Raw genomic sequence first — 22,925 nt, forward strand, 5'->3', positions numbered from 1 at the left:
TGTAATGGCAAAATTTGATATAAAAAAAGAATATCCAAAATTATATCGAGCAACAACTAAAAAGATAAGTAGTTTAACTATTCCGATGATCAAATATATTGCAATAGATGGAATTGGGAATCCGACAGTGCCGGAATTTAAAAATAAATCAAAATTATTATTTGAATTTAATAAGGCTTTAAAAGAATATTATTGTCAGCAAGAGATTGTATTTAGTGGTTCAAAGTTAGAAGGTATTTGGGACACCTATGATAATAGCCATTTTGATGTTACACGTAAAAAAATGATTAAATATACACTAATGATGCCACAGCCACCGATTTTAACTGATCATATTCTTGAAGAAGTGAAGAATGAAGTGTTGACGAAAACGGGTAATTGTTTAGCATTAGACGTATATCTTAAAGAGTTTGAAGAAGGTAAATGTATTCAAATGCTGCACATTGGACCTTATAATACGGAAATCAATTCAACTAAACAGATCATGGAATACATAACGGTGGCGAATCTTAAGTTAAGTGGTTTTCATCATGAGATATATTTAAATAAACCTGAAAAAGTAGCGCCAGAAGATTTGAAGACAATTGTACGATATCCAGTAGAGGAGGTTTTTCTATGAAATTAATGTTTATTTCTGATATTCACGGTTCATCTTTGTATGCTCAAAAAGCAATTGATACATATAAGCAGGAAAAAGCAGATAAACTAATTATTTTAGGAGATATTTTATATCATGGGCCTCGTAATGATTTACCTGAAGAATATGCTCCTAAAAAAGTTATTTCGCTATTGAATGCTTACAAGAAAGATATTATCGCAGTTCGTGGGAATTGTGATGCTGAAGTTGATCAAATGGTTTTGGATTTTCCGATCCGTAGTGATTTTGCAACTGTTGATGTAGATGGACATCATTTCTTTTTAACGCATGGTCATTTATTTGATGAGGATAATTTACCAGGCTTGAATGATGGTGATATTTTTGTGTATGGTCATATTCATAAACCGGTTGCTAAGGAAATTAATGGTATCTATATTATTAATCCTTCGTCGATTTCTTTGCCTAAAGAGGGAAAGAATAGCTATGGTATTTATGAAAAGGATACTTTTATGATTAAAGATTTTGATCAAACGGTAGTTAAAAAGATTGATTTTAGAAAATCGCAATAATTGCGATTTTTTATATTCTTGGGAGTAAAAAATATTTGTAATAAATTGTCTTAGTAAATAGTTATCATATTATTCGAATAAAAAGATTAAAGTGTTATAATATATAATATAGAAGGACGTTAAAGGAAAGGAGGAAATAAGATGTATAAGATACTATTAGTATGTAATGCGGGAATGTCTACTAGTATGCTTGTTCAACGGATGGAAAAGGCCGCAACTGAAAAAGGAATCGAAGCAGAAATTATCGCATTGCCAATTACCGATGCATTATCTAAGATGGATGATTGGGATGTGGTGATGTTAGGTCCACAAGTACGTCATGAATTAAAAGGTCTTAGAACTAAAACAGAAACTCCAATTGAAGTAATTGAAATGAGAGATTATGGAATGATGAATGGAGAAAAAGTATTAGAAGCAGCTATTAAAGTTATTGATGCAAAATAATAATAGTGAAAAAGTCTCGATAAGAGGCTTTTTCATTTTGAGAAAAATATACATTTAATTTAATGGTTTTTTATATCTAAAAAAAGTCCGTGCAAATTTATTAAAAGTATGGTATTTTTAAAGAGAGCTAGATAGAGGAGGGGTAGCCATGGTAAAATACATCGATATTGCTGATGATATTAGATCCAAGATAATAGAAGAGAAATACACCTATGGACAAAAACTCCCGTATGAATATGTATTGTGTGTAACGTACCATTGTAATAAAGAAACAATGAAAAAAGCACTAGATATTTTAGTTAAAGAAGGATTGATTGTAAGACGTCGAGGGGCTGGAACCTTTGTTAAAGATTATAATCCTTCGATGGAGAGTCCTAATAAATCTAATTATTTTACCAAAGGATTAACAGAACGTTTTGCGGGGATAAAGAAAATTGATAGTGAGATTATTGCTTTCGAAGTTATTCCAAGTGATGAGACGATATCGAAAAAATTGCAAATAGAAGAGGGTTCGTTTGTGTATCATATCATTAGATTCCGCAAACTAGATGATAAGCCGTATTCATTAGAAATAATTTATATGCCAATCTCAATTATTCCTAATTTAAAGGTTGATCATTTGAAGACATCAATTTATCAGTATATTGAAAATGATTTAAAGCTAAAAATTCAAAGTGCTCATAAAACTGTTCGTGGTCATTTGTCATCACAGCTTGAACAGGATTATCTAGGTTTAAAAGAAACAGAGCCATATTTTGAAGTTGAACAAGTAGCTTATTTGAGTAGTGGTGTGATCTTTGAATACTCATTTTCACGTTTCCATTACAATGATTTTGAGCTCCAAACTGTTACTGTAGCAATGTAAAGCGCTTATTTTTGTAAGCGTTTTTATTTTTTTGTAAAAAATTATAAAAAAATTTTTTGTAAGCGGTTTAGTGAAAAATGGCTATATACCAACGTTTTTTAGGACAATACCGGTTTTATTTTTAAAAGTATGGTACTTTTGAAAGTAAAAAGCATTGACTTTTACCAGTTTAAATTTTATACTAATAGTGTCAATAGATATTTTAAGGGAGGAAAAAAATATGGACAAAATGGCAGATGTCCTTGGCCGCGTTGGTGCGTGGTGTGGGCAAAACAAGTATTTATCTGCAATTAAGAATTCGTTCCAAACATTCATGCCTTTGACTATCGCAGGTGCGATCGGGGTTTTATGGTGTAACGTATTAGTTAATGCAGATTCAGGGTTAGGTATGTTCTGGGAACCTATCATGGCTTTAGAAGTAATTAACCCAGCGTTTGCAGCAATGCAATTCGCAACAATTTCTTGTATCACAGTTGGAATCACTTTTGGTATCGCTCAAGAAATCGGGGAATCAAATGGTGAAACTGGATACTTCGCAGGTTTATTAGGACTTGCTTGTTGGTTATCAGTAACTCAAAGTGGATGGGCTAACTATGCATTAGTAGATACTGCTAAACAAACTTTATCATTAACAGCTGATGGAGCATTACAAACATTTACAGGTGTTGCTGGTGGTGCTTTAGGAGCAACAGGTTTATTTACAGGGATGATCGTTGGGGTTGTTTCAGTAGAAATCTTCTGTGCATTACGTAAAGTAGAAGGATTAAAATTAAAAATGCCTGAAACAGTACCTCCAGGTGTTGCTCGTGCATTCGAAGTTTTAATTCCAGCTGTAATTACTTTAGCAATCATTGCGTTAATTGGACGTGGATGTGAATTAGCTACTGGATTATATTTAAATGACGTAATTTCAACTTACATCCAAGGACCTTTAGGTGCTATCGGTGCTACAGTTCCTGGTGTAATTATCATTTACATCATTATCATGTTATTCTGGTTAGTAGGTATTCATGGTAACAACATGTTATCTGCAGTAAAAGAAGCATTATTTACACCATTAATGTTAGAAAATATCGAAACATTCTCTAAAACAAATGATGCAAAAAGCGATGAATTACACATTTTCGCAATGGCATGGTTACAAATGTTCGGTGAATTTGGTGGTTCTGGGGTTACAATCGGTTTAGTAATCGCAATCATGATTTTCTCAAAACGTGAAGATAACCGTACAATCGCAGGTATCTCATTAGTACCAGGTTTATTCAACATCAATGAAACAGTTACATTTGGTATCCCAATGGTATTAAACCCAATCTTAGGTATTCCATTTGTATTCGCACCAATTGCTACTTTAGCAGTAGGTTATATCTTAACTGTAATTGGATTCTGTCCAAAAGCTGTAATCAATACACCTTGGACAACACCACCTATCTTACATGGTTTCTTAACTACAGGAGCTAATATCATGGGTGCTGTATCTCAAGCAATTGCAATCGTAGTATCTATCTTAGTATACGTACCATTCTTAATTGCTTATGAAAGATATCAAAACAAACAAGCTGCAGAAGCTGCAGAATAATTCAACAAACTTGTTTGATAATCGAAAGACGGGTTTCCCGTCTTTCTTTATTTAATAATATAGTAACTATAAGTTATCAATGATTGATAATTTATAATTGTTATAGTATTTAAGATACGTTATAATGATGAAGTTGAGGAAAAAGAGAGGTTATTATGAAAGAAAAAGAGTTTAAAATTAAATTGAATCCCGCAATACTATACTTTGAAATCTTTTATATGGTATATGTAGTTTATTTATTTATAATTGGACAAATGGTACCTGCGATAGTGTGTGCTATTTGTGGATTATTAATTATTGCATATTTTTCTTTATGGCGACCATATAAATATACAATTAATCGTAGAACATTGATAATTAATCGCCGTGTTGGTAAAGATAAAGAAATTAATATTATGACATGTGAAACAATTTGTGATCCTGTACCAAAGATGACAAAACTTATAACTAGTCCACGGGCATTAGAAATTTATGCTGAAAATAAAAAAAGATTTGTTGTAACACCAAAAGATAGAATGGGATTTATTGAAGCGATTGTAGCTGCTAATAAAAGAATTCATGTGCAATGTACTGAATATGCAGCTACTCATAGATCATATGAAAAGAAACGCAAAAGAGCTTTGAAAGAAGAAGCTAAAAAAGCAAATATGGATGCTGAATAAGCATCTTTTTCTTTTGTAAAAATGGAATATTACTTAGTTGTAATAAGTATCTTTAAGTAAACAGTTATAAATAATTTATCATTTTAATAAAGAATTAACAAAATGATAAAAAAATATCATATAGATATTGACACCTAAATAAAGTAACTGTATAATAACGGCATATAAACATATATTAAGTGTATGGTTATGTGTTGTTTAGAAACTAACAAGGGGGAACTTAGAATGGAAATGAATAAGTTATTAGAAGATTACGGATGCTTGGCATTTAGTGATGATGTAATGAAAGAACGGATTCCTAAATCTATTTACAAGGCATTCCATGAGTCTTTAGATAATGGTGAAGAATTATCTAAAGAATGCGCAACAGTAATTGCTAATGCAATGAAAATCTGGGCATTAGAAAATGGTGCAACACATTTTACCCATTGGTTTATGCCAATGACTGGTTTGACAGCTGAAAAACATGATGCTTTTTTGGAACCTGACGGTTGTAAAGCAGTATTAGAATTTAGTGGAAAAACATTAAGAAAAGGTGAACCTGATGCATCGTCTTTCCCGTCTGGAGGATTACGAGCAACATTTGAAGCGAGAGGCTATACTGCATGGGATTGTACATCACCGGCATTTGTTAAAGATGGATCTTTATATATTCCAACTTTGTTTTGTTCATATACTGGAGAAGCATTAGATAAAAAGACACCGTTGTTACGATCTTGTGATGCATTATCTAAAGCTGCATGTCGATTATTGCCTTTGCTTGGTGAAAAAGGAATTACTAAAGTTACTGCATCTGTTGGGGCTGAACAAGAATATTTCTTAGTTGATGATAAATATTACCAAGAAAGAATGGATTTAAAGTTAACTGGACGTACTCTATTTGGGGCAATGGCGCCGAAAGGACAAGAATTAGAAGATCATTACTTTGGTAGTCTTAAACGTAAAGTGTCTGCCTTTATGAAAGATTTAGATCATGAATTATGGAAATATGGAATTCCTTCAAAAACAAAACATAATGAAGTTGCACCGGCACAACATGAAGTAGCATGCGTATATTCAAAAGTAAATATTACTACTGATAATAACCATTTATTAATGCAAATTATGCAAGATATTGCTAAAAAGCATGGTTTACGCTGCTTATTACATGAAAAGCCATTTGCTGGGGTAAATGGTTCTGGTAAACATGATAACTGGTCAGTCATTACTAATACAGGTATTAATTTATTCAATCCAGGTGCTAATCCTGCTGAAAATAAACCATTTATTGCAACGCTTGCATGTACGATTAAAGCTGTTGATGATTATGCTGATTTATTACGGATGAGTATTGCCAGCGCTGGAAACGATCACCGTTTAGGAGCAAATGAAGCACCACCTGCAATTATTTCTATGTTCTTAGGGGAAGAGTTAGATGCTCTTTTAGCAGAAATTTGTGAAGGTAAGAAAACTAGCAAATCTGATGCGGCACGTTTTGCCACTGGAGTATCAGTAGTACCAACTTTCTCAAAAGACAATACAGACCGTAATCGTACATCACCATTTGCGTTTACTGGAAATAAGTTTGAATTTAGAGCAGTTGGTTCAAGCCAATCTGTTGCTGGACCAAATACTATTTTAAATGCAATTTTAGCTGACGCAATGGAAAAAATGGCTGATGAAATTGAATCAGGCAAATCATTTGAAGATGTAGTTAAAGAATTTGTTTTAGCTCATAAACGAATTATTTTTAATGGCGATGGATATTCAGCAGAATGGGAAGAAGAAGCAGCAAAACGTGGACTTCCTAATAATAAAAATACTGTTGATGCTTTAAAATGTTTGAAAGAAGAAAAGAATTTAGAGATGTTAGATCGTTTAGGGGTTTATAGTAGAGTTGAATTAGGATCTCGTTATGAGATATTACTAGAAAACTATATTAAAACTATTCAGGTTGAGGGGTTAACAGCGTTAAAAATGGCCAAATCTCAAATTTATCCAGCAGTTTGTGATTATTTATCAAAAGTATCTTCTGAAGTGATTGCTGCTAAGGAAGCAGGTTTAGATGTTGATTTCTTAGTTGATGATGCTAATGCTTTAGCTAAATTAGTGAAGACAATGAAAGAACAAATGACAACTTTAGAAACTAATATTGCTGCAGCTCAAGCTTCTGAAGAAGAAATTTTTGAACAGGCAGTTGCATGGCGCGATGATGTTTTTGCAATGATGCAAGCATTGAGAGAAACAGTTGATCAGCTTGAAGAATCTATTGATGCTGAATATTGGCCAATGCCAACATATTTAGATTTATTATTTGGAATTTAATAATATTTCCTTTGGGATTTATATCTCAAAGGATTTTTTTATCTATATAATATATTTTAGTGCTACAAAGTTCAACAATGAGGATGGAGGCAATAATAATTATCAAGTTGGTAATTCTATTTATGCTGATGAGTTATTTGGAGCATGTTAGTGAATTATTATTTGAGGCTGTTCAAATGGTAATTATATGACAATGGAAATGATTTTAAAACACTCAGATTATTTTGCCATAGCTTTCCCAATTTGCGAAGTGTATGAAGATAGTGTAATTACTGATGAACAGATTGAAAGTATTAAAGCTTTCCCAATTTGGTTTACTTATGCTAAAAACGATAGATCCTGCTAAAAATGCTATTTCAACGATCAAAAGATTAATTGCTACAGGTGATGATATTATTATATATAGATTGGTCTTAGTACCTAGTCTAGCAATTCTAGTTTCGATGAAAAGAAAACATTAATTAAAAGAATCTATGGAGTATATATATTCGATACTAAATAGCGTTTTATAAAATTAGTATTTATTGAATTAATAAATATTTGAATAGAATTTCTTGACTATTGTTTTAGACCATAGTGTTTAATAAAAGTGTAAAGGGGGGATAATAATGAAACACGATGTTCTGAACAAAATTAGTCGAGTTATTAATTATGAGGAAAGTGAACGTGTTCGATTAAATGTGTATGTTGACCAGCTAGGTGATCAACAAGAGGAGTATCTTTTGATTGGGGAAGAATTAATCTTAAGACTTGATAATAAAATTAGAAAGATTACATTCGATGAAATCAAAGAGATTAACGTATCGATGTGTTCACGCTTATATAATCCAGGAATTGTGGAGTCTAATCTTGAAAAATTAATAATTAAAAGGTGGACTTATGGTAGTACCTTAGCAGTCGGACAACATCTTAATTATTATGTGGATCTAGATATCATTTTAGATGATGAAAAAATAATGATTGAGGCTTATAGTTTAAAAAATATTGTTTCTATCATAGAGATATTATCAAGTAAAGGAATTACAATTAATGATCCCTTAAAAATAAAAGACATTCTTACTAAAGGTTTGGATGATACAGCATTAGAAAAATACCTTGATAATCATTTTCCTAAGCTCGCTAAAGAATATAATCTTGATAACCCGCGAGGAATAATTATTCCTTAGTAATCTAAAAACCAGATAAAAATCTGGTTTTTTCTTTTCTTAACAAAAAAATTACTTTTTCTTTAGATAAAAAAAGCTAGCATGATAGTAGCTTTTTTTAATATTGCTTATACTAAAAATAAATAAAAAGAGAAAATAAAGTAGAAATACTACAGGAGAGAATATGCTAAGCAAAGTGAATTTTAGGATAAAAACAATATACAATATTTTACGTCCATCAGAAAAAAAGGTAGCTGATTATATATTAAATTATTGTGGAAAGCTAGAAGATTTATCAATGACGTTATTGGCCAAAGAAGTTGCTGTATCGCAGCCAACTGTAATGCGTTTTGTTAAAGCGATAGGCTATGACAGTTTCAAACAATTTAAATTAGAGTTAGCTAAAAATTATGATAAAGAAAATAATATAGATATTTTATATGGTTTTTCAATAAACGCCGATGATAAAATTATGGATCTTCCAGGTAAAATTGTAGCTACAGCAACATCGATGCTGGAAAATGCATTAAAATCTCTTTCTTTAGTGAATTATCAAAAAACCGTAGCTTTAATTAATCAAAGTCAGCATATTTCAATATATGCTGTTGAGAATTCAATGGGTGTAGCTCATGATTTAATGACTAAATTAATATATTTAGGAAAGAGTGTTACTTGTCATAGTGATTACTATCTCCAAAGTATTGATGCAAGTAATCTGACAAGGGATAGTTTAGCGATTGGAATATCTTATTCAGGAAATTCTAAAAATACAGTCGAAGTCTTGAAGATTGCTAAAGATGCTGGAGCTCAAACGATTGCTATTGTTAATTTTGAAAATACCATGTTAACTCGATATGGTGATATTGTTTTATCAACAAGTAATGATCAGTTTTTGTATGGAGATGCAATTTTTTCACGAACTGCTCAAATTGCATTAGTCGATATGATCTATATGGGTGTGATTATCAGTGATTATGATAATTACACTAAAAAACTAGATCACTATAGTAGATTAATTAAACATCGTGGATATCAAAAAGAGGAGCTGTGAATGTAGTTTTTCTACATCTACCACCTCTTTTTATTAACGCTTTCTTAACCAAGTTTTAAAGAAAAAAGAATAGATAGAAATTTATTTAGTTAGCTATAATGCAGTTGTTCGAGGAGGAAAAAGAATGTTAAAACTAGAAAGGATCGTTAAGTCATTTGATGGTATAAATATTTTAAATAATCTTAGTTTGGAGATACCTAAGGGGCAAATTGTTTCAATTTTAGGACCTTCAGGAAGTGGGAAAACTACTTTATTAAATCTTATTTTAGGAATTAGTGAGGTTGATAGTGGACGAATTATTTTTGAAAATGAGGATTTAACTTATGTTCCAATGGAAAAAAGAGGCTTTAATATTGTCTTTCAAGATTATGCTTTGTTTCCTAATTTAAATGCCTATGAAAATATAACGTATGGTTTAAAGAACAAACCGGATATTTCAACTAAAGAAGAAGTAGATGAGCTGATACACTTGTTAGGATTGGAGAAGCATTTAGATAAAAAGATTGATCAATTATCAGGAGGACAAAAACAACGGGTTGCATTGGCTCGAACAATGGTAATGAAACCTAAGATTCTTCTTTTAGATGAACCGTTAAGCGCTTTGGATGGAGTAATCAAGGAATCTATTAAAGAGCGAATTAAGATTATTGCTAAGGAGTACAATTTAACTACTATTATTGTTACTCATGATCCAGAGGAAGCATTAACATTATCAGATCAAGTTTTGATTATTAATGAAGGAAAAATATCTCAGTTTGGTAAACCAGAGGAAATTATTAATCATCCAAGTTGTGATTTTGTTCAAGACTTCATTTTAAATCAGCTGGAAATAAAAAGAAGAAATATTATGACTTTGTTTAGTCCGGTGGTATAAAGAAATGAATAAAAATCGAGAAATCAAGTTTATTTATATAATTGTTATTGCTGTTTTTGGGATATTTCTGTTATTACCAATTGGGTCACTGTTAATACAATCTTTCTATAATAATGGAGGTTTAACGTTAAATAATTATTTACAAACTTATCAAACAACAGGATTTATGCATGCTTTAAAAAATAGTTTTGTTGTTTCTGGAGTGAGTGCTCTAGTAACAGTAATACTGGCATTTATTGTTGCTTACACTTTAAATTATACGAATATGTTTAAAGGGTTGAAAAGGATAATTAATAATGTTTCGATGCTGCCAATGTTGTTGCCGACCATTACTTATGGATTTGCAATTATCTATTCGTTTGGAAAACAAGGGTTGTGGACAAAGTTATTTGGTTTTCAATTATTTGATATATATGGTTTTAAGGGATTGATGCTAGGGTATGTTATATATACTTTTCCGATTGCTTTTATGTTAATTAATAACGCTATTAGTTACATTGATAAAAAATTTATTATTGTTTCCAAATTAATGAAAGATAGTGAATTTAGGACATTAATGATTACTTTGATTCGACCTTTATTAGGAACTTTGGTTGCAGCCTTTATTCAGTCATTCTTTCTAAGTTTTACAGATTTTGGGATTCCTGCATCGGTGGGTGGAAAGTATGATGTTGTTGCTAGTGTACTTTACAATAAGATGTTGGGAAGTATTCCAAATTTTGCAGGTGGGGCAGTTGTTGCAATGACAATGCTGATTCCTTCAATCATCAGTATTATTTTATTGCATCGGCTTGAAAAATATAATATTTGTTATAATAAAATCTCTACGATTGAAATCAAACAGAATCGTTTTCGTGATTGGTTTTGGGGGACATTGAGCATAACGATTAATGTAATTATTATTGCTGTCTTTATAGTAATTATAATTGTGCCGTTTGTTGGAGAGTGGCCATATCGAATTAGTTTTACTTTTCAAAATGTTATTAATGTTTTTAGTGATGCAACATTGCTAGGGGTAATAAAAAATTCATTAATCACTGCAATCTTTACAGCATTACTAGGAACACTTGTCGTATATGGAGCAGCGCTGGCTAGTGCCCGGAGCACTTTAAATAAATTTTTGAAAAAGATAATTGAAAGTATTGCTCTAGCTACTAATACTATTCCTGGTATGGTATTAGGGATAGCATACTTGTTAATGTTCTCTGGGACAGTGCTCCAAAATACTTATATCATCATTATTTTGTGTAATATCGTTCATTTCTTTTCATCGCCATATTTAATGATGAAAAACTCATTGACAAAGATGAATGGTTCATTTGAAACAACTGCGAAACTGATGGGTGATAGCTGGTTTAAAACGGTTATTAGAGTTATTACACCTAATGCAATTTCATCAATTTTAGAAGTATTTAGTTATTATTTTATTAATGCTATGGTCACTGTTAGTGCGGTTATCTTTATTGCTGGGGCGCGGACGATGGTGATGACGACAAAGATCAAAGAGTTACAGCATTTTGCTAAATTTAATGAAATCTTTGTTTTATCAATCTTGATTTTATTAATTAATTTATTAGCTAAAGGAGTATTTAGTTACTTTAGTAAGCAAAGAAGAGAAAGGAAAACATTAAAATGAAAAAGAAATTATTAAAGGGGTTAGTAGTTAGTTCGTTACTTTGTGCTTCACTTTTAACTGGATGTTCTTCATCAAATGATCAGGTTGTTATTTATTCAAATGCCGATGATGAAGCTGTAACGGCAATGAAAAATGCATTAGATAAAAATGGTTATGAGGGACAGTATTTATTTCAGACTTTTGGAACCTCTGAATTAGGAGGTAAGTTATTGGCTGAAGGAACTAATATTGAGGCAGATCTAGTAACAATGAGCTCGTTTTATCTTGATAGTGCTCAAGAACAAAAAAAGATGTTTGTTGATTTAGATTTTGATACTCAAGCATTAGATGAATATCCATCTTATTACACACCGATTACTTCACAAGAAGGGGCTATTATTATTAATACTGAAGAATTAAAAGCAAATAGTCTTGAAACACCAACCTGTTTAAAAGATTTAGCTAAGCCAGAATACAAAGATATGATCTCAGTTACGGATATAGCATCTTCATCAACAGCATGGTTATTAATTCAGGCATTAGTAAGTGAATATGGCGAAGATGGAGCAAAGGAAGTATTAAAAGGAATTTATGATAATGCCGGAGCACATATCGAAGATTCAGGATCAGGCCCAATTAAAAAAGTTCGAGCTGGAGAAGTAGCGATTGGCTTTGGTCTACGTCATCAGGCGGTACGTGATAAAGCTGATGGACTTCCAATCGATTTTGTTGACCCAACAGAGGGAAATTTTAGTTTGACTGAATCAGTTGCAGTCGTAAATAAAGATGGTAGTGAACATCAAAAATTAGCAATGAAGATGGCACAATGTATTATTGAAAGTGGACGTAAAGAGCTGTTAGAAACCTACCCTAATCCCCTTTACCAAGGAGAAACTAGTGATAGTGCAAATAAGTCAGCATATCCAAAAACTTTTAGTGAAAAATTGACTGCCGAATTATTAGAAAAACATCAAAAATTATCAGAAGAATGTAAGTAGGAGAAGAAAATGAAAGATTATAAATTATTAACACCAGGGCCGTTAACAACAACAGCAACAGTAAAGCAAGAAATGTTATTTGATCATTGTACATGGGATGATGACTATAAAAAAATTACTTTAAAAATTAGGGACCAATTATTAGAATTAGCTCATGTAAGAGCTGAGCAATATACTGTAGTACTGATGCAAGGAAGCGGGACTTTTGGAGTAGAGTCAGTAATTACAAGTGTAATTGGCGAAAATGAAAAACTGTTGATTGTCGCTAATGGTGCTTATGGAAAAAGAATGAAAGATATATGTGAGCACGCAAGAATTAATCATGAGATAATTGAGTTTGCTGAAAATGAAAATCCTAGTGCAGTAGCTGTTGCTGAAAAATTAGATGAAGAAAAAGAAATAACTCATGTTGCTATCGTTCATAGTGAGACAACATCTGGGATCTTAAATGATATTGAGAGTGTAGCAAAAGTAGTTAAAGAAAGAAATAAAGTATTTATCGTTGATGCTATGAGTAGTTTTGGTGGTGTTGATATTGAGGTAGGAAAATTAGGGATTGATTTTATTATAAGTAGCGCAAACAAGTGTATTCAAGGAGTTCCTGGTTTTTCATTTGTGATTGCTAATAAAAATTTATTACTAGCTAGTCGAGGTAAAGCAAGAAGTTTATCATTGGATTTATATGATCAATGGGAAACGATGGATAAAGATGGAAAATGGCGTTTTACTTCACCAACCCATGTTGTACTGGCATTTTCAAAAGCGTTAGATGAGATGTTGGAAGAAGGTGGAATAGCTGCTCGAAGTAAACGTTATTATGATAATAATCGTTTGCTAATTGAAAAAATGGCTGAAATGGGAATGAAAAGCTATGTTGATTTAGCTTATCAAGGACCAATTATTACTACTTTCTATTATCCTGAAGGAAAAGAATTTGCTTTTAGTGAGATGTATGATTATATAAAAGCACGTGGTTATGCAATTTATCCAGGAAAGTTAACTACTGCTCAAACATTCAGAATTGGTAATATTGGTGAAATTTATGAAGCAGATATATTAAATTTATGTTCAATTATTAAAGATTTTTTAGCGGAGGTAGCATAATGAGTAGAATTGAAGCAGTAATTTTCGATTGGGCAGGAACTACAGTTGATTATGGTTGTTTTGCTCCTGTTCAAGCATTTAAAGATGCTTTTAATAATTATGGATTAGAGCCAACTAATGACCAAATTAGAGAACCAATGGGGATGTTGAAGATTGATCATATTAAAACAATGTTAGAAATGCCAGTATTGAATGAAGCATTTAAGGCTAGATATGATCGTGAATTTAATGAACAGGATATACATAAAATTTATGATTTATTTGAGGCATCATTAATGACAGGTATTACAAAACATACAGATGTTAAGCCGTATGTTTTAGAAACTGTGGCAAAACTAAGAGAATTGGGAATTAAGATTGGCTCAACTACTGGATATACAGATATGATGATGGAGCCAGTATTAAAAAGTGCCAAGGAGCAGGGGTATCAACCTGATTGCTGGTACTCACCTGATGCTACTAATCACTTTGGACGCCCTTATCCTTATATGATTTTTAAAAATATGATTGAACTGCATATAAGCAGTGTAAAAAATGTAATCAAAGTTGGTGATACAATTTCTGATATTCAAGAAGGCGTTAATGCAGGGGTAATCGCAGTTGGTGTCATTGAGGGAAGTTCAACTTTGGGATTGAACGAAGAAGAATTTAATGCTTTAACACCTAAAGAACGGAATCGTGCAATTGAACGGGTTAAAGAAGCATATTTAGATGCTGGTGCTGATTATGTAATTAATAACTTAAGCGAGCTAATTGCACTCATACAAGAAGTAGAGTTATTTTAAAAGGGTAGATTACCCTTTTTCTATTTTTGAAAACGCTTAAAAAATAGGTTGACTAGATTATTGAAACCGCTATAATAATGCCTATACAAAAAAAGCGAGGTACTAATTAAAATGTTTAAGCGGGTAATAGTTTTGGTGTTTGGCGTTGTGGTCGTTGCATGTAGTTCAGCTCTAACCTTGAAAGCGGCCATTGGAGTAGGTGCATGGGATGCTTTGGCACAGACAGGGAGTTTAGTTACAGGGATAGAGGTAGGAACAATTGGTATGTTTTGTAATTTTTTATGTATCTTTGTTCAAGTGGCAATACTTAGAAGAAAATTTAAGCCGATCCAGCTATTACAAATTCCTGTTTGCATCTTATTAGGGCTAATTGTTAACTTCATGTTGTATGAAGTATACAGTAATTTTACGATTAATACATATTGGATGAATGTTGGATTATTAATTTTGGGATATATCGTCAGTGCTTTTGCAGTAGGAATGGTAATGGTTCTAGATATTGTTACATTTGCTTTGGAAGGAGCTTGTATGGCTGTTAGCGGAGTTACTGGAAAGAAATTCCATGTTTTACGGCAAGGGGTTGACGTAGTTTCAATTTTATTAGTAATTATAATTGTAATTATTACTGATGTGCCTTTAGCAGTACGAGAGGGAACTATTATTGGAATGTTTTTATTTGGTCCAATGATGGGGATTTTTATGAAATTGCAAAAACCAGTGTTTAAGAAATTTGGTTTAATTGATTATAATTAGTGATAGTAAACAGTATTATTTGTAATACTGTTTTTAATTAGAAATAATATACCTCATATGTAGTGCCCTCACAAAGTTGAACTTAGGAGAGCACTGCATTAACAGCAATTTAAATAAATTTTTGCAAATCTCCATATGATTTTTCTTCGAAAGCTTTTAATGTTTCCATGAGCTTAATAATATCTTTTTTAGCATGATTGTAATCAGCTATATTACGAATTGCATTGATGATTCCCATCGTACTTCCAATCATCATCATTTCTGCAATATGACTAGTTGATTTATCGGTCAGTGTTTGCATATTGATCATTAAGTAAGTAAGAATTTTTTCAAAAGAACCAATTCCTCTTTCGTCATATCCATGACTATTTAACTTTTCTTTAGCATCTTTATGGATTTTACAATAGCCTTCATATTTTTCTTTTAAATATCTTTTAAAGTCTTTATCTTCAACGATTTTTTCTAATTGCTCAATCGTTTCAACTCCCATTTGCGAGTTTTGATAAATAAAGTTTAATAATTTTACATTATCATTCATTTTTTCACCCAATAATAGTGTGTGCAGCGAAATATTAAATATGCAAAAGCCTAAGTTTTTTTTTTATTTAGCATATATTAAAATATGGGAGAGGTGAACCATGTATATACCCAATCTTGATCCGTATAGTTTTACTGGAACTGCAGTGATCTTAGGATATCTATTGACAAATGATTTTACTACGAGTGAGCAAGCTGCTTTGGGAGCATGGTTTAATGTTGTAGGTGATATTTTAGCCTCAAACTCTTCTTGGTCAGCTGTCTTAGAAGAACGCTCAACGCCACCGAGTGATGATGACAACGATGATCATCAAAATGATCTTGATGTACTTAATGATGCCATTGATAAGTTAAAAGAAAGTATTGAAAAACTGCAAAATGAAAAGAAGTCTAATGATTAATCAAAATAACTTAAGTAAAGTTATTTGATTAGTTTAGACTTCTTTTTTCTTTGCCATAAAAAGATGATCATAAGCATGATCAAGGCACCAGAAGTGTCAATTAGAACATCTTTAAATTGTCCACTGCGCCCTGGAATAAACAATTGATGAAATTCATCACTACAAGCATAAATAAATGTGACTAATAATGATAATGATAAAGTATGCTTAGATATAACGTTACTTAGTGCATAATAAAGTAAGAGTAATAAGATTGCATATTCACTCATATGAGCGGCTTTTCTAATTATAAAAGTTAATGTATCACGATCAATATTAATAACTTTTAAAATTATTTCAGCAATAAAATTACTTTGATTTGAAGAGTCATTACCATTAGTGTGTGACATTATAAAAATAAAGATCATCCAAATTAGGGCAGGAATAAAATATTTTAATTTTTTCATAATTGTTATTATAGAAGAGAAATGTCGTTTTTACAAATACTTTATTGCAAAAATAAAAAATATTTGCAATTGTATACAATTAGCGTATAATCTTAGTGTATATATCGGATGATAATGGCGAAAGAGATTCTAATTGAACACCGAAGAATTAAAGATTTCAGGTAAAAGGATCGCTATTGGACGAACCTCTGGAGAGACTTATTAAATTAAGCACCGAAGGAGCAAGCCTATTTATAGGTGAAACTCTCAGGTAAAAGGACAGTGGGATGAATAGTTTTTTTCATTATTAATTCCGACTTAATTATTTTAAGAAGGAGTTTTTTTATGCAATTTATTACAAATTTACTTACAAAAATTGATGAGCTTGTATGGGGCTTACCGCTTATTTGTCTATTGTTGGGAACTGGAATTTATTTCACATGTAAGCTAAAACTGTTGCAATTAACGAAATTGAAATTAGCGTTTTCGTGTATTTTTAAAAAACAGGATAATGATGAAGGTGATGTATCAAGTTTTCAGGCTCTTTGTACAGCACTATCTTCTACGATCGGGACAGGAAATATTGTTGGAGTAGCTACCGCGATTGCGGCCGGAGGACCAGGAGCATTATTTTGGATGTGGGTATCAGCTTTTTTTGGAATGGCTACAAAATATGCTGAAGGCTTATTAGCAATTCGTTACCGTATCAAAGATGAAAATAATCAAATGGCAGGGGGACCAATGTATTATTTAGAACGGGGTTTAGGAAGTAAATGGTTAGCTAAGATTTTTGCTTTTTTTGGAGTTGCTGTGGCGTTATTGGGAATTGGAACATTTACTCAAGTTAAATCAATTTCTGATGCAATGGAGTTATCGTTTAATGTTCCACCAATTGTTACAGCGGTTTTATTAACGATCACTGTAGGTTTTATTACAATTGGCGGGATTAAAAGAATTGCGAATGTAGCAGAAAAAGTAATTCCTATGATGTGTATTCTTTACATCGGTGGTGTTGTGATTATTTTAATTACTCATTTTAACTTAATCCCGCAGACAGTTGTATTAGTGGTTCATAGTGCATTTAATCCTCAAGCAGCTCTTGGTGGTGGTATAGGTATTACTATGACAATGGCAATGCAAAAAGGAATTAGTAGAGGAATTTTTTCAAATGAAAGTGGTCTTGGAAGTGCACCAATTGCCGCTGCTGCAGCAAAAACTGATTCATGTGTAGAACAAGGATTGGTATCAATGACTGGAACGTTTATTGATACAGTTGTTATTTGTACCATGACAGGAATTGCAATTTTACTTACTAATAGCCATACTAGTGGTTTAGAAGGTGCCGCAATGACTACACAAGCATTTAGTAATGGTTTATTTATTCCTATGATTGGGAAGTATATTGTTAATATTGGATTAATTTTCTTTGCATTTACTACTATAATTGGTTGGAATTATTATGGTGAGAGATGTATGTATTATTTAAAAGGTTTAAAAGCGATTCCATATTATAAATTTATTTATATTGTCTTTATTGCAATTGGTCCTTTTATGTCATTAGAATTTATTTTTATTCTCGCAGATATTGTTAATGGTTGTATGGCTATCCCTAATTTAATTGGTTTAATTGGATTAAGAAAAGAGGTCATAGTACAAACTCAAGCATATTTTACTGATGAAGAGGTTATAAATCAAGATGAATTAGTATATGATTAAAGGGGCTGTAACGGATTAAATGATATGCTTCCTTCTAGGTAGACAAGTGAAATAATAAAAAATTGTCACTTAGAAGGGGGGATGTCAAAGATTAAAATTTTTATTCGTTACAGTCCTTTTTTGATTTAAGTGTTTTTGCCAAGAAATAAGTTTAAGATAAAATATGCTATTTAAATAATATAATATTTGTATAAATAGACTGTTGCACTTATGTTGATCATTAATATTCTGTATCAGTAAGACTTGTTCCAGCACAAATTTTTAGAAATTGTTTTTCTTCATAATTGGCAATAGCATTCGAAATTTTTTCTTTCTCGTATAAGGTTGTTCTAGAATCTATTATTACTATAGTATTATTTTGAAAGAAATTGTATGATTTTAATAAATATTCAATTCCTCGAGTAATGATTATTATTCTATTTTTTTCAGCGTTCAGATATTCTAAATTATAACTGTTTAAAAGTAACGGAGTTATATTAATTCGATTGCGGGAAAAATTTTTTTCAAGAAAAAGATTTATCATTTCTATCTCGGACATTAAATCAGATAACAATATGATTGTTACAGGTGGAACAAGTTGTCTTAATATAAATTCAATTTGTGTTGTTAAATAGAATATACTTCTTTTATCTGTTGGATATAATATATTATTTGCCTTTTTCCATGAATTTATGATACCTGATACGTCATTATTGGTGATGTAAGTTGTAGTAGGTGTAGTATCTATATATAGACGCTGATTTGGAATTAGGCATTGTAATTGAAAAAGATGATCCTTAAAAAAATAGATTAAAATTGTTTTGAAAATGTGAGATTGTTCTAGAAATTTACCATATTTATGACTAAGACGAATATATAAATCATAAAATTTTTGATTGGAAAGAAATATTTTATAAATGTGCTCTTTACGTTCCTCTGTCCACTGGTTGGCAAAAAGGAAGTTATTAGTACAAAAATAAACTAAATACATATAATCATAGTCTTTTTTTGAAAAATCTATGTTAAGCTGATTCCCAATTACATTATGTAAATATTTTTTCAAATCATTGTATATAAAAATCTCTTTAAATTTTTCAAGCTCCTTTGGTATAGATAAATTGTCATTGTGGTCTTTTCTTTTCCACAAAAGTGACATTAGACATTCAAAATAATCATATTCATTTGTAGCGTTATTAAGAAATTCAAAAGTAATTGACTGGTTAGTAGATATAATAAATTCTTTAATAAGTTTTATTGAATATTCATCAATATCGCAACAATCTATACCGCATTTGTAGTATAAAAGAGCAATCAAAAATCGAATTCTGTATTCTTCCCCTATAACTTTATTTTTTTTAATATCCAAACCGATACTGCGGATATATTTAATACATTTTTGTCGTATTCGATATGCACTGGATTTTGCAAGATAGTTATCTTCCGCAAATATCAAAAAAGAATGGTTTGATTCATTGGTTATCATAAACTTGATACAATGCAATACATTAGAGCTTTGGTATATAGCATGGAGTAAATCAGAAAATGTAATATCTTCGTATACAATTAATTTAAGTTCCAATGAATTTGTTATATTTATTTCTGCAATTCCATTGAAATCAAAATTCAACTCGTTAATTATTGAAATTATACTGGTACTGCTAAATGTAAGTATATACTTACATTCTTTTACAGAAGTGACTCTCTTTAAATATAAGATGGAAAAAAGATATAATTTCTTTTTTGTAGTGTTTTCTAAAAAATAGTCAAGCATAATTCACCACCTACAACAGAACTTAAGCTATTTATAGTTTTTACAACTATATAATATGATAATTATGTGATTAAATTGTTCCCAAATTTTATTGATATAGGATATATTTTTGGGAAAAAATATTATTAAAAATTTAATATGATATTAAAAAGGTATTTACTTGTATATTGTATTGAAATTTTGGAGAGTTATTTTGGTTTATTTGATTGATGTATTTTTTAATTCAGTATTTATATTTAAAATGTTTGTGAATAAAGCTTGAGGGGATAGGTTATTATGCATAGAGATATTTTTAAAGATGTTGTTGATTTAGTATGTTGTAATTATATTTCAGATTTAAGATTTTTAGTAAAAGAAGTGTATCAAAAGATACATAAAATAAATTTTAAAGAATATGATATATGTGAATTGCAAAAATTTTTTTCATATGTTTTTAATATAGAAATATCTAATTATGAAGATATAGAAAAGTTCTTGAATAATTAGCAAATATATTATTTTAGGAAAATTACGAAAACAAGAATATACTACAAAATTTATCTTGCTACGATAAAAAATAGATACAATATTATTAATGTAATAGAACAAAATATCGTATAATTATTTTTTGATTAATATTAACGTAAGGCATAAAAAAGTGATATAGTTTTTGTTTTATATCTCTTTTGACGGGAAAATAATGAAAAAGATAGTAACTAAAGAGAGCATTGATACTGAAGTTAGTAGTTTTAAAATAATAGATTATAAATGTGAAAACGGATGTACTTACTTTTATGTTGCATGTCCCACTTGTGCAAAAAAGTTAATAGATTGATAGCTATAGAGCCAAGTAAAGAAGGAGATATACTTATAGAAGTAGCCGTAACTAGTGAGTAGTTTTTTTACTATTTTAGAATGTTACAGCTCTTTTTAGTTTTGTGAAAAAATTATGCCTTTTTTATAAAATAGATATGCTATGATTTTTATATAGTTTATTTTAAATAGAAAGATAAAAGGATTAAGTATTTTATCTAAGATACTAATTATATATATATTGTTTTACTTTGTAATTGGAGCAGTTCTAATTAGAGCTGTGCCAAATGATTTATATATATGATTAATAGTCACAGGTATAACTTTTATAGGAGTGATTTTAATTTCAAAAGAATACTTTAAAAATAATTTTGTGAATCATTCTATGTTGGTTATGGAAAAACAGTTTAAAAATGACAATTATTTAATTTTATCTTGTAATGATCTATAGTTTTTTAACTTAAATGAATTAATAATAACTGCACTAATATACAATAACGAGTTAATTGGAAACTTATATGCCAATAACTATTTTTATCATATATAAAAATAACAATATTTTAACAAATTAAAAAACTATGATAATATCAATGTTTTTTTACGACAAGGTAAACTGAAAATAATTAGTGATAAAAAATATCTTGCTTAATAAAAAAATATCATCTATACTTCCAATATAATCATAAATAAAGGGGGAAGAAATATGATTGATTCTGGAGATACAGGATTTATGATAATCTGTACAGCATTGGTGTTATTGATGACACCAGGATTAGCTTTTTTCTATGGCGGAATGGTTAGAAGAAAAAATGTGGTTAATACGATGATGACTTCAATTTTTGTAATTGGAATAGCAATGGTTATGTGGATATTATTTGGATATTCCTTGGCGTTTGGAAATGATCATCTAGGAATAATTGGGGATCTAAGCTTTTTGGGCTTGAGTAATGTAGGAACGACGCCAGGTAATTATGCCAGTACGATTCCGGATTTAGGCTTTGCAGCATTTCAAATGATGTTTGCAATTATTACACCAGCTTTAATTACTGGCGCTGTAGCGGGAAGAATGAAGTTTAAAGCGTTGTTTATTTTTATAATTGTCTGGTCAACAATCGTCTATTATCCTATGGCTCACATGGTCTGGGGATTAGGGGGATTCTTGGCTGAAATTGGTTCAGTAGATTTTGCTGGTGGAAATGTTGTTCATATTAGTTCTGGAGTAAGCGCGCTAGTATTGTGTATTATCTTGGGTAAACGTAAGGATTATGATCATGCGAAATATCGTATTCATAATATTCCGTTTGTTGTACTAGGTGCAAGCCTTCTATTATTTGGGTGGTTTGGTTTTAATGCCGGAAGTTCTTTAAAAGCTGACGGATTAGCAATACACGCTTTTATGACAACTGCTGTTGCTGCTGCTTCAGGAATGTTATCATGGATGTTGATGGATGTTTGGAAAATTAATAAACCAACTTTAGTGGGAAGTGTAACCGGCCTAGTTGTCGGGCTTGTAGCAATTACTCCTGGTGCAGGATTTGTTCCGATTTGGTCTGCAGTTATTATTGGTTTTGTTGGTAGTCCAATTTGCTATTTTATGATTTCTAAAGCAAAACAATATTTTGGATATGATGATGCTCTAGATGCATTTGGATGTCATGGAATAGGTGGTATCTGGGGTGGTATTGCAACGGGGCTTTTTGCTCAAACTTCAATCAATGATGTAGCTAGATGGAATGGGTTATTCTTCGGAGATACAAACTTATTAATTGCACAAATTATTAGCATTTTACTAACAATAGTAGTTGCTGTGATAGGTACTTTAATTTGTATAGGAGTTGTACGGCTATTTACACCATTACGAGTTGATAAACGTGATGAACAGATGGGGTTAGATATGTCTGAACATAATGAGACAGCATACCCATCATTTAATGGATTAGAGTAAGGAGGAGTGATTT

The 22,925-nt window shown here is 30.9% G+C and carries 24 protein-coding genes and 2 riboswitches; of the genes, 21 read left to right on the top strand and 3 right to left on the bottom strand.

What is annotated here, in order from left to right; all coding sequences use genetic code 11:
• Nucleotides 1–4 precede the first annotated feature (4 nt).
• The 16 genes from EYR00_RS01780 (at nucleotide 5) to EYR00_RS01855 (ending at nucleotide 15,346) form a co-directional block, all read left to right on the top strand.
• Nucleotides 5–619 carry a GyrI-like domain-containing protein gene (locus tag EYR00_RS01780; RefSeq protein WP_003534893.1) on the top strand — a complete coding sequence of 205 codons (615 nt, stop codon included), beginning with the start codon at nucleotides 5–7 and terminating at the stop codon, nucleotides 617–619.
• Nucleotides 616–1,167 (top strand): phosphodiesterase, encoded by a 552-nt coding sequence (gene yfcE, locus EYR00_RS01785; protein WP_003534890.1) that lies wholly within the window; start codon nucleotides 616–618, stop codon nucleotides 1,165–1,167. The genes EYR00_RS01780 and yfcE overlap by 4 nt, the downstream gene beginning before the upstream one ends.
• 141 nt (nucleotides 1,168–1,308) lie before the next feature.
• Nucleotides 1,309–1,611, top strand: coding sequence for a PTS sugar transporter subunit IIB (locus EYR00_RS01790; protein WP_003534888.1), 303 nt, complete (start codon nucleotides 1,309–1,311; stop codon nucleotides 1,609–1,611).
• Nucleotides 1,612–1,759: 148 nt separating this feature from the next.
• Nucleotides 1,760–2,476 (top strand): GntR family transcriptional regulator, encoded by a 717-nt coding sequence (locus EYR00_RS01795; protein WP_003534885.1) that lies wholly within the window; start codon nucleotides 1,760–1,762, stop codon nucleotides 2,474–2,476.
• A 220-nt stretch (nucleotides 2,477–2,696) separates the two neighbouring features.
• Nucleotides 2,697–4,055: a PTS sugar transporter subunit IIC gene (locus EYR00_RS01800; protein ID WP_182481623.1), complete on the top strand. Its 1,359-nt coding sequence runs from the start codon at nucleotides 2,697–2,699 to the stop codon at nucleotides 4,053–4,055.
• A gap of 155 nt (nucleotides 4,056–4,210) precedes the next feature.
• Complete coding sequence (locus EYR00_RS01805; RefSeq protein ID WP_003539273.1) at nucleotides 4,211–4,717, top strand: PH domain-containing protein; 507 nt, start codon at nucleotides 4,211–4,213, stop codon at nucleotides 4,715–4,717.
• Between the two features lie 225 nt (nucleotides 4,718–4,942).
• Complete coding sequence (locus EYR00_RS01810; protein WP_009299431.1) at nucleotides 4,943–7,021, top strand: glutamine synthetase III family protein; 2,079 nt, start codon at nucleotides 4,943–4,945, stop codon at nucleotides 7,019–7,021.
• 275 nt (nucleotides 7,022–7,296) lie between these two features.
• Entirely contained in the window at nucleotides 7,297–7,482 is a 186-nt protein-coding gene (locus EYR00_RS01815; RefSeq protein WP_003539269.1) for a hypothetical protein, read from the top strand.
• A 147-nt stretch (nucleotides 7,483–7,629) separates the two neighbouring features.
• Nucleotides 7,630–8,187, top strand: a complete 558-nt coding sequence (locus EYR00_RS01820) for a hypothetical protein (protein WP_003539268.1) — start codon at nucleotides 7,630–7,632, stop codon at nucleotides 8,185–8,187.
• Between the two features lie 163 nt (nucleotides 8,188–8,350).
• Entirely contained in the window at nucleotides 8,351–9,217 is an 867-nt protein-coding gene (locus EYR00_RS01825; protein ID WP_003539267.1) for a MurR/RpiR family transcriptional regulator, read from the top strand.
• 124 nt (nucleotides 9,218–9,341) lie between these two features.
• On the top strand, nucleotides 9,342–10,091 hold the full coding sequence (locus tag EYR00_RS01830) for an ABC transporter ATP-binding protein (RefSeq protein ID WP_003539266.1): 750 nt from the start codon (nucleotides 9,342–9,344) through the stop codon (nucleotides 10,089–10,091).
• Nucleotides 10,092–10,095: 4 nt separating this feature from the next.
• Complete coding sequence (locus EYR00_RS01835; protein WP_003539265.1) at nucleotides 10,096–11,727, top strand: ABC transporter permease subunit; 1,632 nt, start codon at nucleotides 10,096–10,098, stop codon at nucleotides 11,725–11,727.
• On the top strand, nucleotides 11,724–12,704 hold the full coding sequence (locus tag EYR00_RS01840; protein WP_003539264.1) for an extracellular solute-binding protein: 981 nt from the start codon (nucleotides 11,724–11,726) through the stop codon (nucleotides 12,702–12,704). Before EYR00_RS01835 ends, EYR00_RS01840 begins: the two co-directional genes overlap by 4 nt.
• Before the next feature lie 9 nt (nucleotides 12,705–12,713).
• Complete coding sequence (locus EYR00_RS01845) at nucleotides 12,714–13,808, top strand: 2-aminoethylphosphonate--pyruvate transaminase (RefSeq protein WP_003539263.1); 1,095 nt, start codon at nucleotides 12,714–12,716, stop codon at nucleotides 13,806–13,808.
• Nucleotides 13,808–14,593, top strand: coding sequence for a phosphonoacetaldehyde hydrolase (gene phnX / locus EYR00_RS01850; protein ID WP_003539261.1), 786 nt, complete (start codon nucleotides 13,808–13,810; stop codon nucleotides 14,591–14,593). The genes EYR00_RS01845 and phnX overlap by 1 nt, the downstream gene beginning before the upstream one ends.
• 111 nt (nucleotides 14,594–14,704) lie before the next feature.
• On the top strand, nucleotides 14,705–15,346 hold the full coding sequence (locus EYR00_RS01855) for a YczE/YyaS/YitT family protein (protein ID WP_003539259.1): 642 nt from the start codon (nucleotides 14,705–14,707) through the stop codon (nucleotides 15,344–15,346).
• 109 nt (nucleotides 15,347–15,455) lie between these two features.
• On the opposite strand, the gene EYR00_RS01860 is transcribed toward EYR00_RS01855, so the two are convergent.
• A complete protein-coding gene (locus tag EYR00_RS01860) occupies nucleotides 15,456–15,884 on the bottom strand; it encodes a hypothetical protein (protein ID WP_003539257.1) in 429 nt (142 codons plus the stop codon).
• A 100-nt stretch (nucleotides 15,885–15,984) separates the two neighbouring features.
• On the opposite strand from EYR00_RS01860, the gene EYR00_RS01865 reads away from it, so the two are divergent.
• On the top strand, nucleotides 15,985–16,284 hold the full coding sequence (locus EYR00_RS01865) for a hypothetical protein (protein ID WP_003539255.1): 300 nt from the start codon (nucleotides 15,985–15,987) through the stop codon (nucleotides 16,282–16,284).
• 20 nt (nucleotides 16,285–16,304) lie between these two features.
• Here EYR00_RS01865 and EYR00_RS01870 read toward each other — a convergent pair whose 3' ends face one another.
• Nucleotides 16,305–16,730 carry a VanZ family protein gene (locus EYR00_RS01870; RefSeq protein WP_003539253.1) on the bottom strand — a complete coding sequence of 142 codons (426 nt, stop codon included), beginning with the start codon at nucleotides 16,728–16,730 and terminating at the stop codon, nucleotides 16,305–16,307.
• Nucleotides 16,731–16,838: 108 nt separating this feature from the next.
• Nucleotides 16,839–16,913, top strand: a riboswitch (glycine riboswitch).
• A gap of 2 nt (nucleotides 16,914–16,915) precedes the next feature.
• Nucleotides 16,916–16,995, top strand: a riboswitch (glycine riboswitch).
• 59 nt (nucleotides 16,996–17,054) lie between these two features.
• On the opposite strand from EYR00_RS01870, the gene EYR00_RS01875 reads away from it, so the two are divergent.
• Entirely contained in the window at nucleotides 17,055–18,425 is a 1,371-nt protein-coding gene (locus EYR00_RS01875; protein WP_003539250.1) for an alanine/glycine:cation symporter family protein, read from the top strand.
• 220 nt (nucleotides 18,426–18,645) lie between these two features.
• Here the strand turns inward: EYR00_RS01875 and EYR00_RS01880 are convergent, their stop codons facing one another.
• Nucleotides 18,646–20,175, bottom strand: a complete 1,530-nt coding sequence (locus EYR00_RS01880; protein WP_003539248.1) for a helix-turn-helix domain-containing protein — start codon at nucleotides 20,173–20,175, stop codon at nucleotides 18,646–18,648.
• 276 nt (nucleotides 20,176–20,451) lie between these two features.
• On the opposite strand from EYR00_RS01880, the gene EYR00_RS01885 reads away from it, so the two are divergent.
• The 3 genes from EYR00_RS01885 (at nucleotide 20,452) to EYR00_RS01890 (ending at nucleotide 22,912) form a co-directional block, all read left to right on the top strand.
• Nucleotides 20,452–20,661, top strand: coding sequence for a hypothetical protein (locus tag EYR00_RS01885; protein WP_003539247.1), 210 nt, complete (start codon nucleotides 20,452–20,454; stop codon nucleotides 20,659–20,661).
• 193 nt (nucleotides 20,662–20,854) lie between these two features.
• Nucleotides 20,855–20,989, top strand: coding sequence for a hypothetical protein (locus EYR00_RS15715; protein WP_003539243.1), 135 nt, complete (start codon nucleotides 20,855–20,857; stop codon nucleotides 20,987–20,989).
• Nucleotides 20,990–21,670: 681 nt separating this feature from the next.
• Entirely contained in the window at nucleotides 21,671–22,912 is a 1,242-nt protein-coding gene (locus EYR00_RS01890) for an ammonium transporter (protein WP_003539242.1), read from the top strand.
• Nucleotides 22,913–22,925 lie beyond the last annotated feature (13 nt).

The organism is Thomasclavelia ramosa DSM 1402 (assembly GCF_014131695.1).
GTDB lineage: Bacteria > Bacillota_I > Bacilli_A > Erysipelotrichales > Coprobacillaceae > Thomasclavelia > Thomasclavelia ramosa.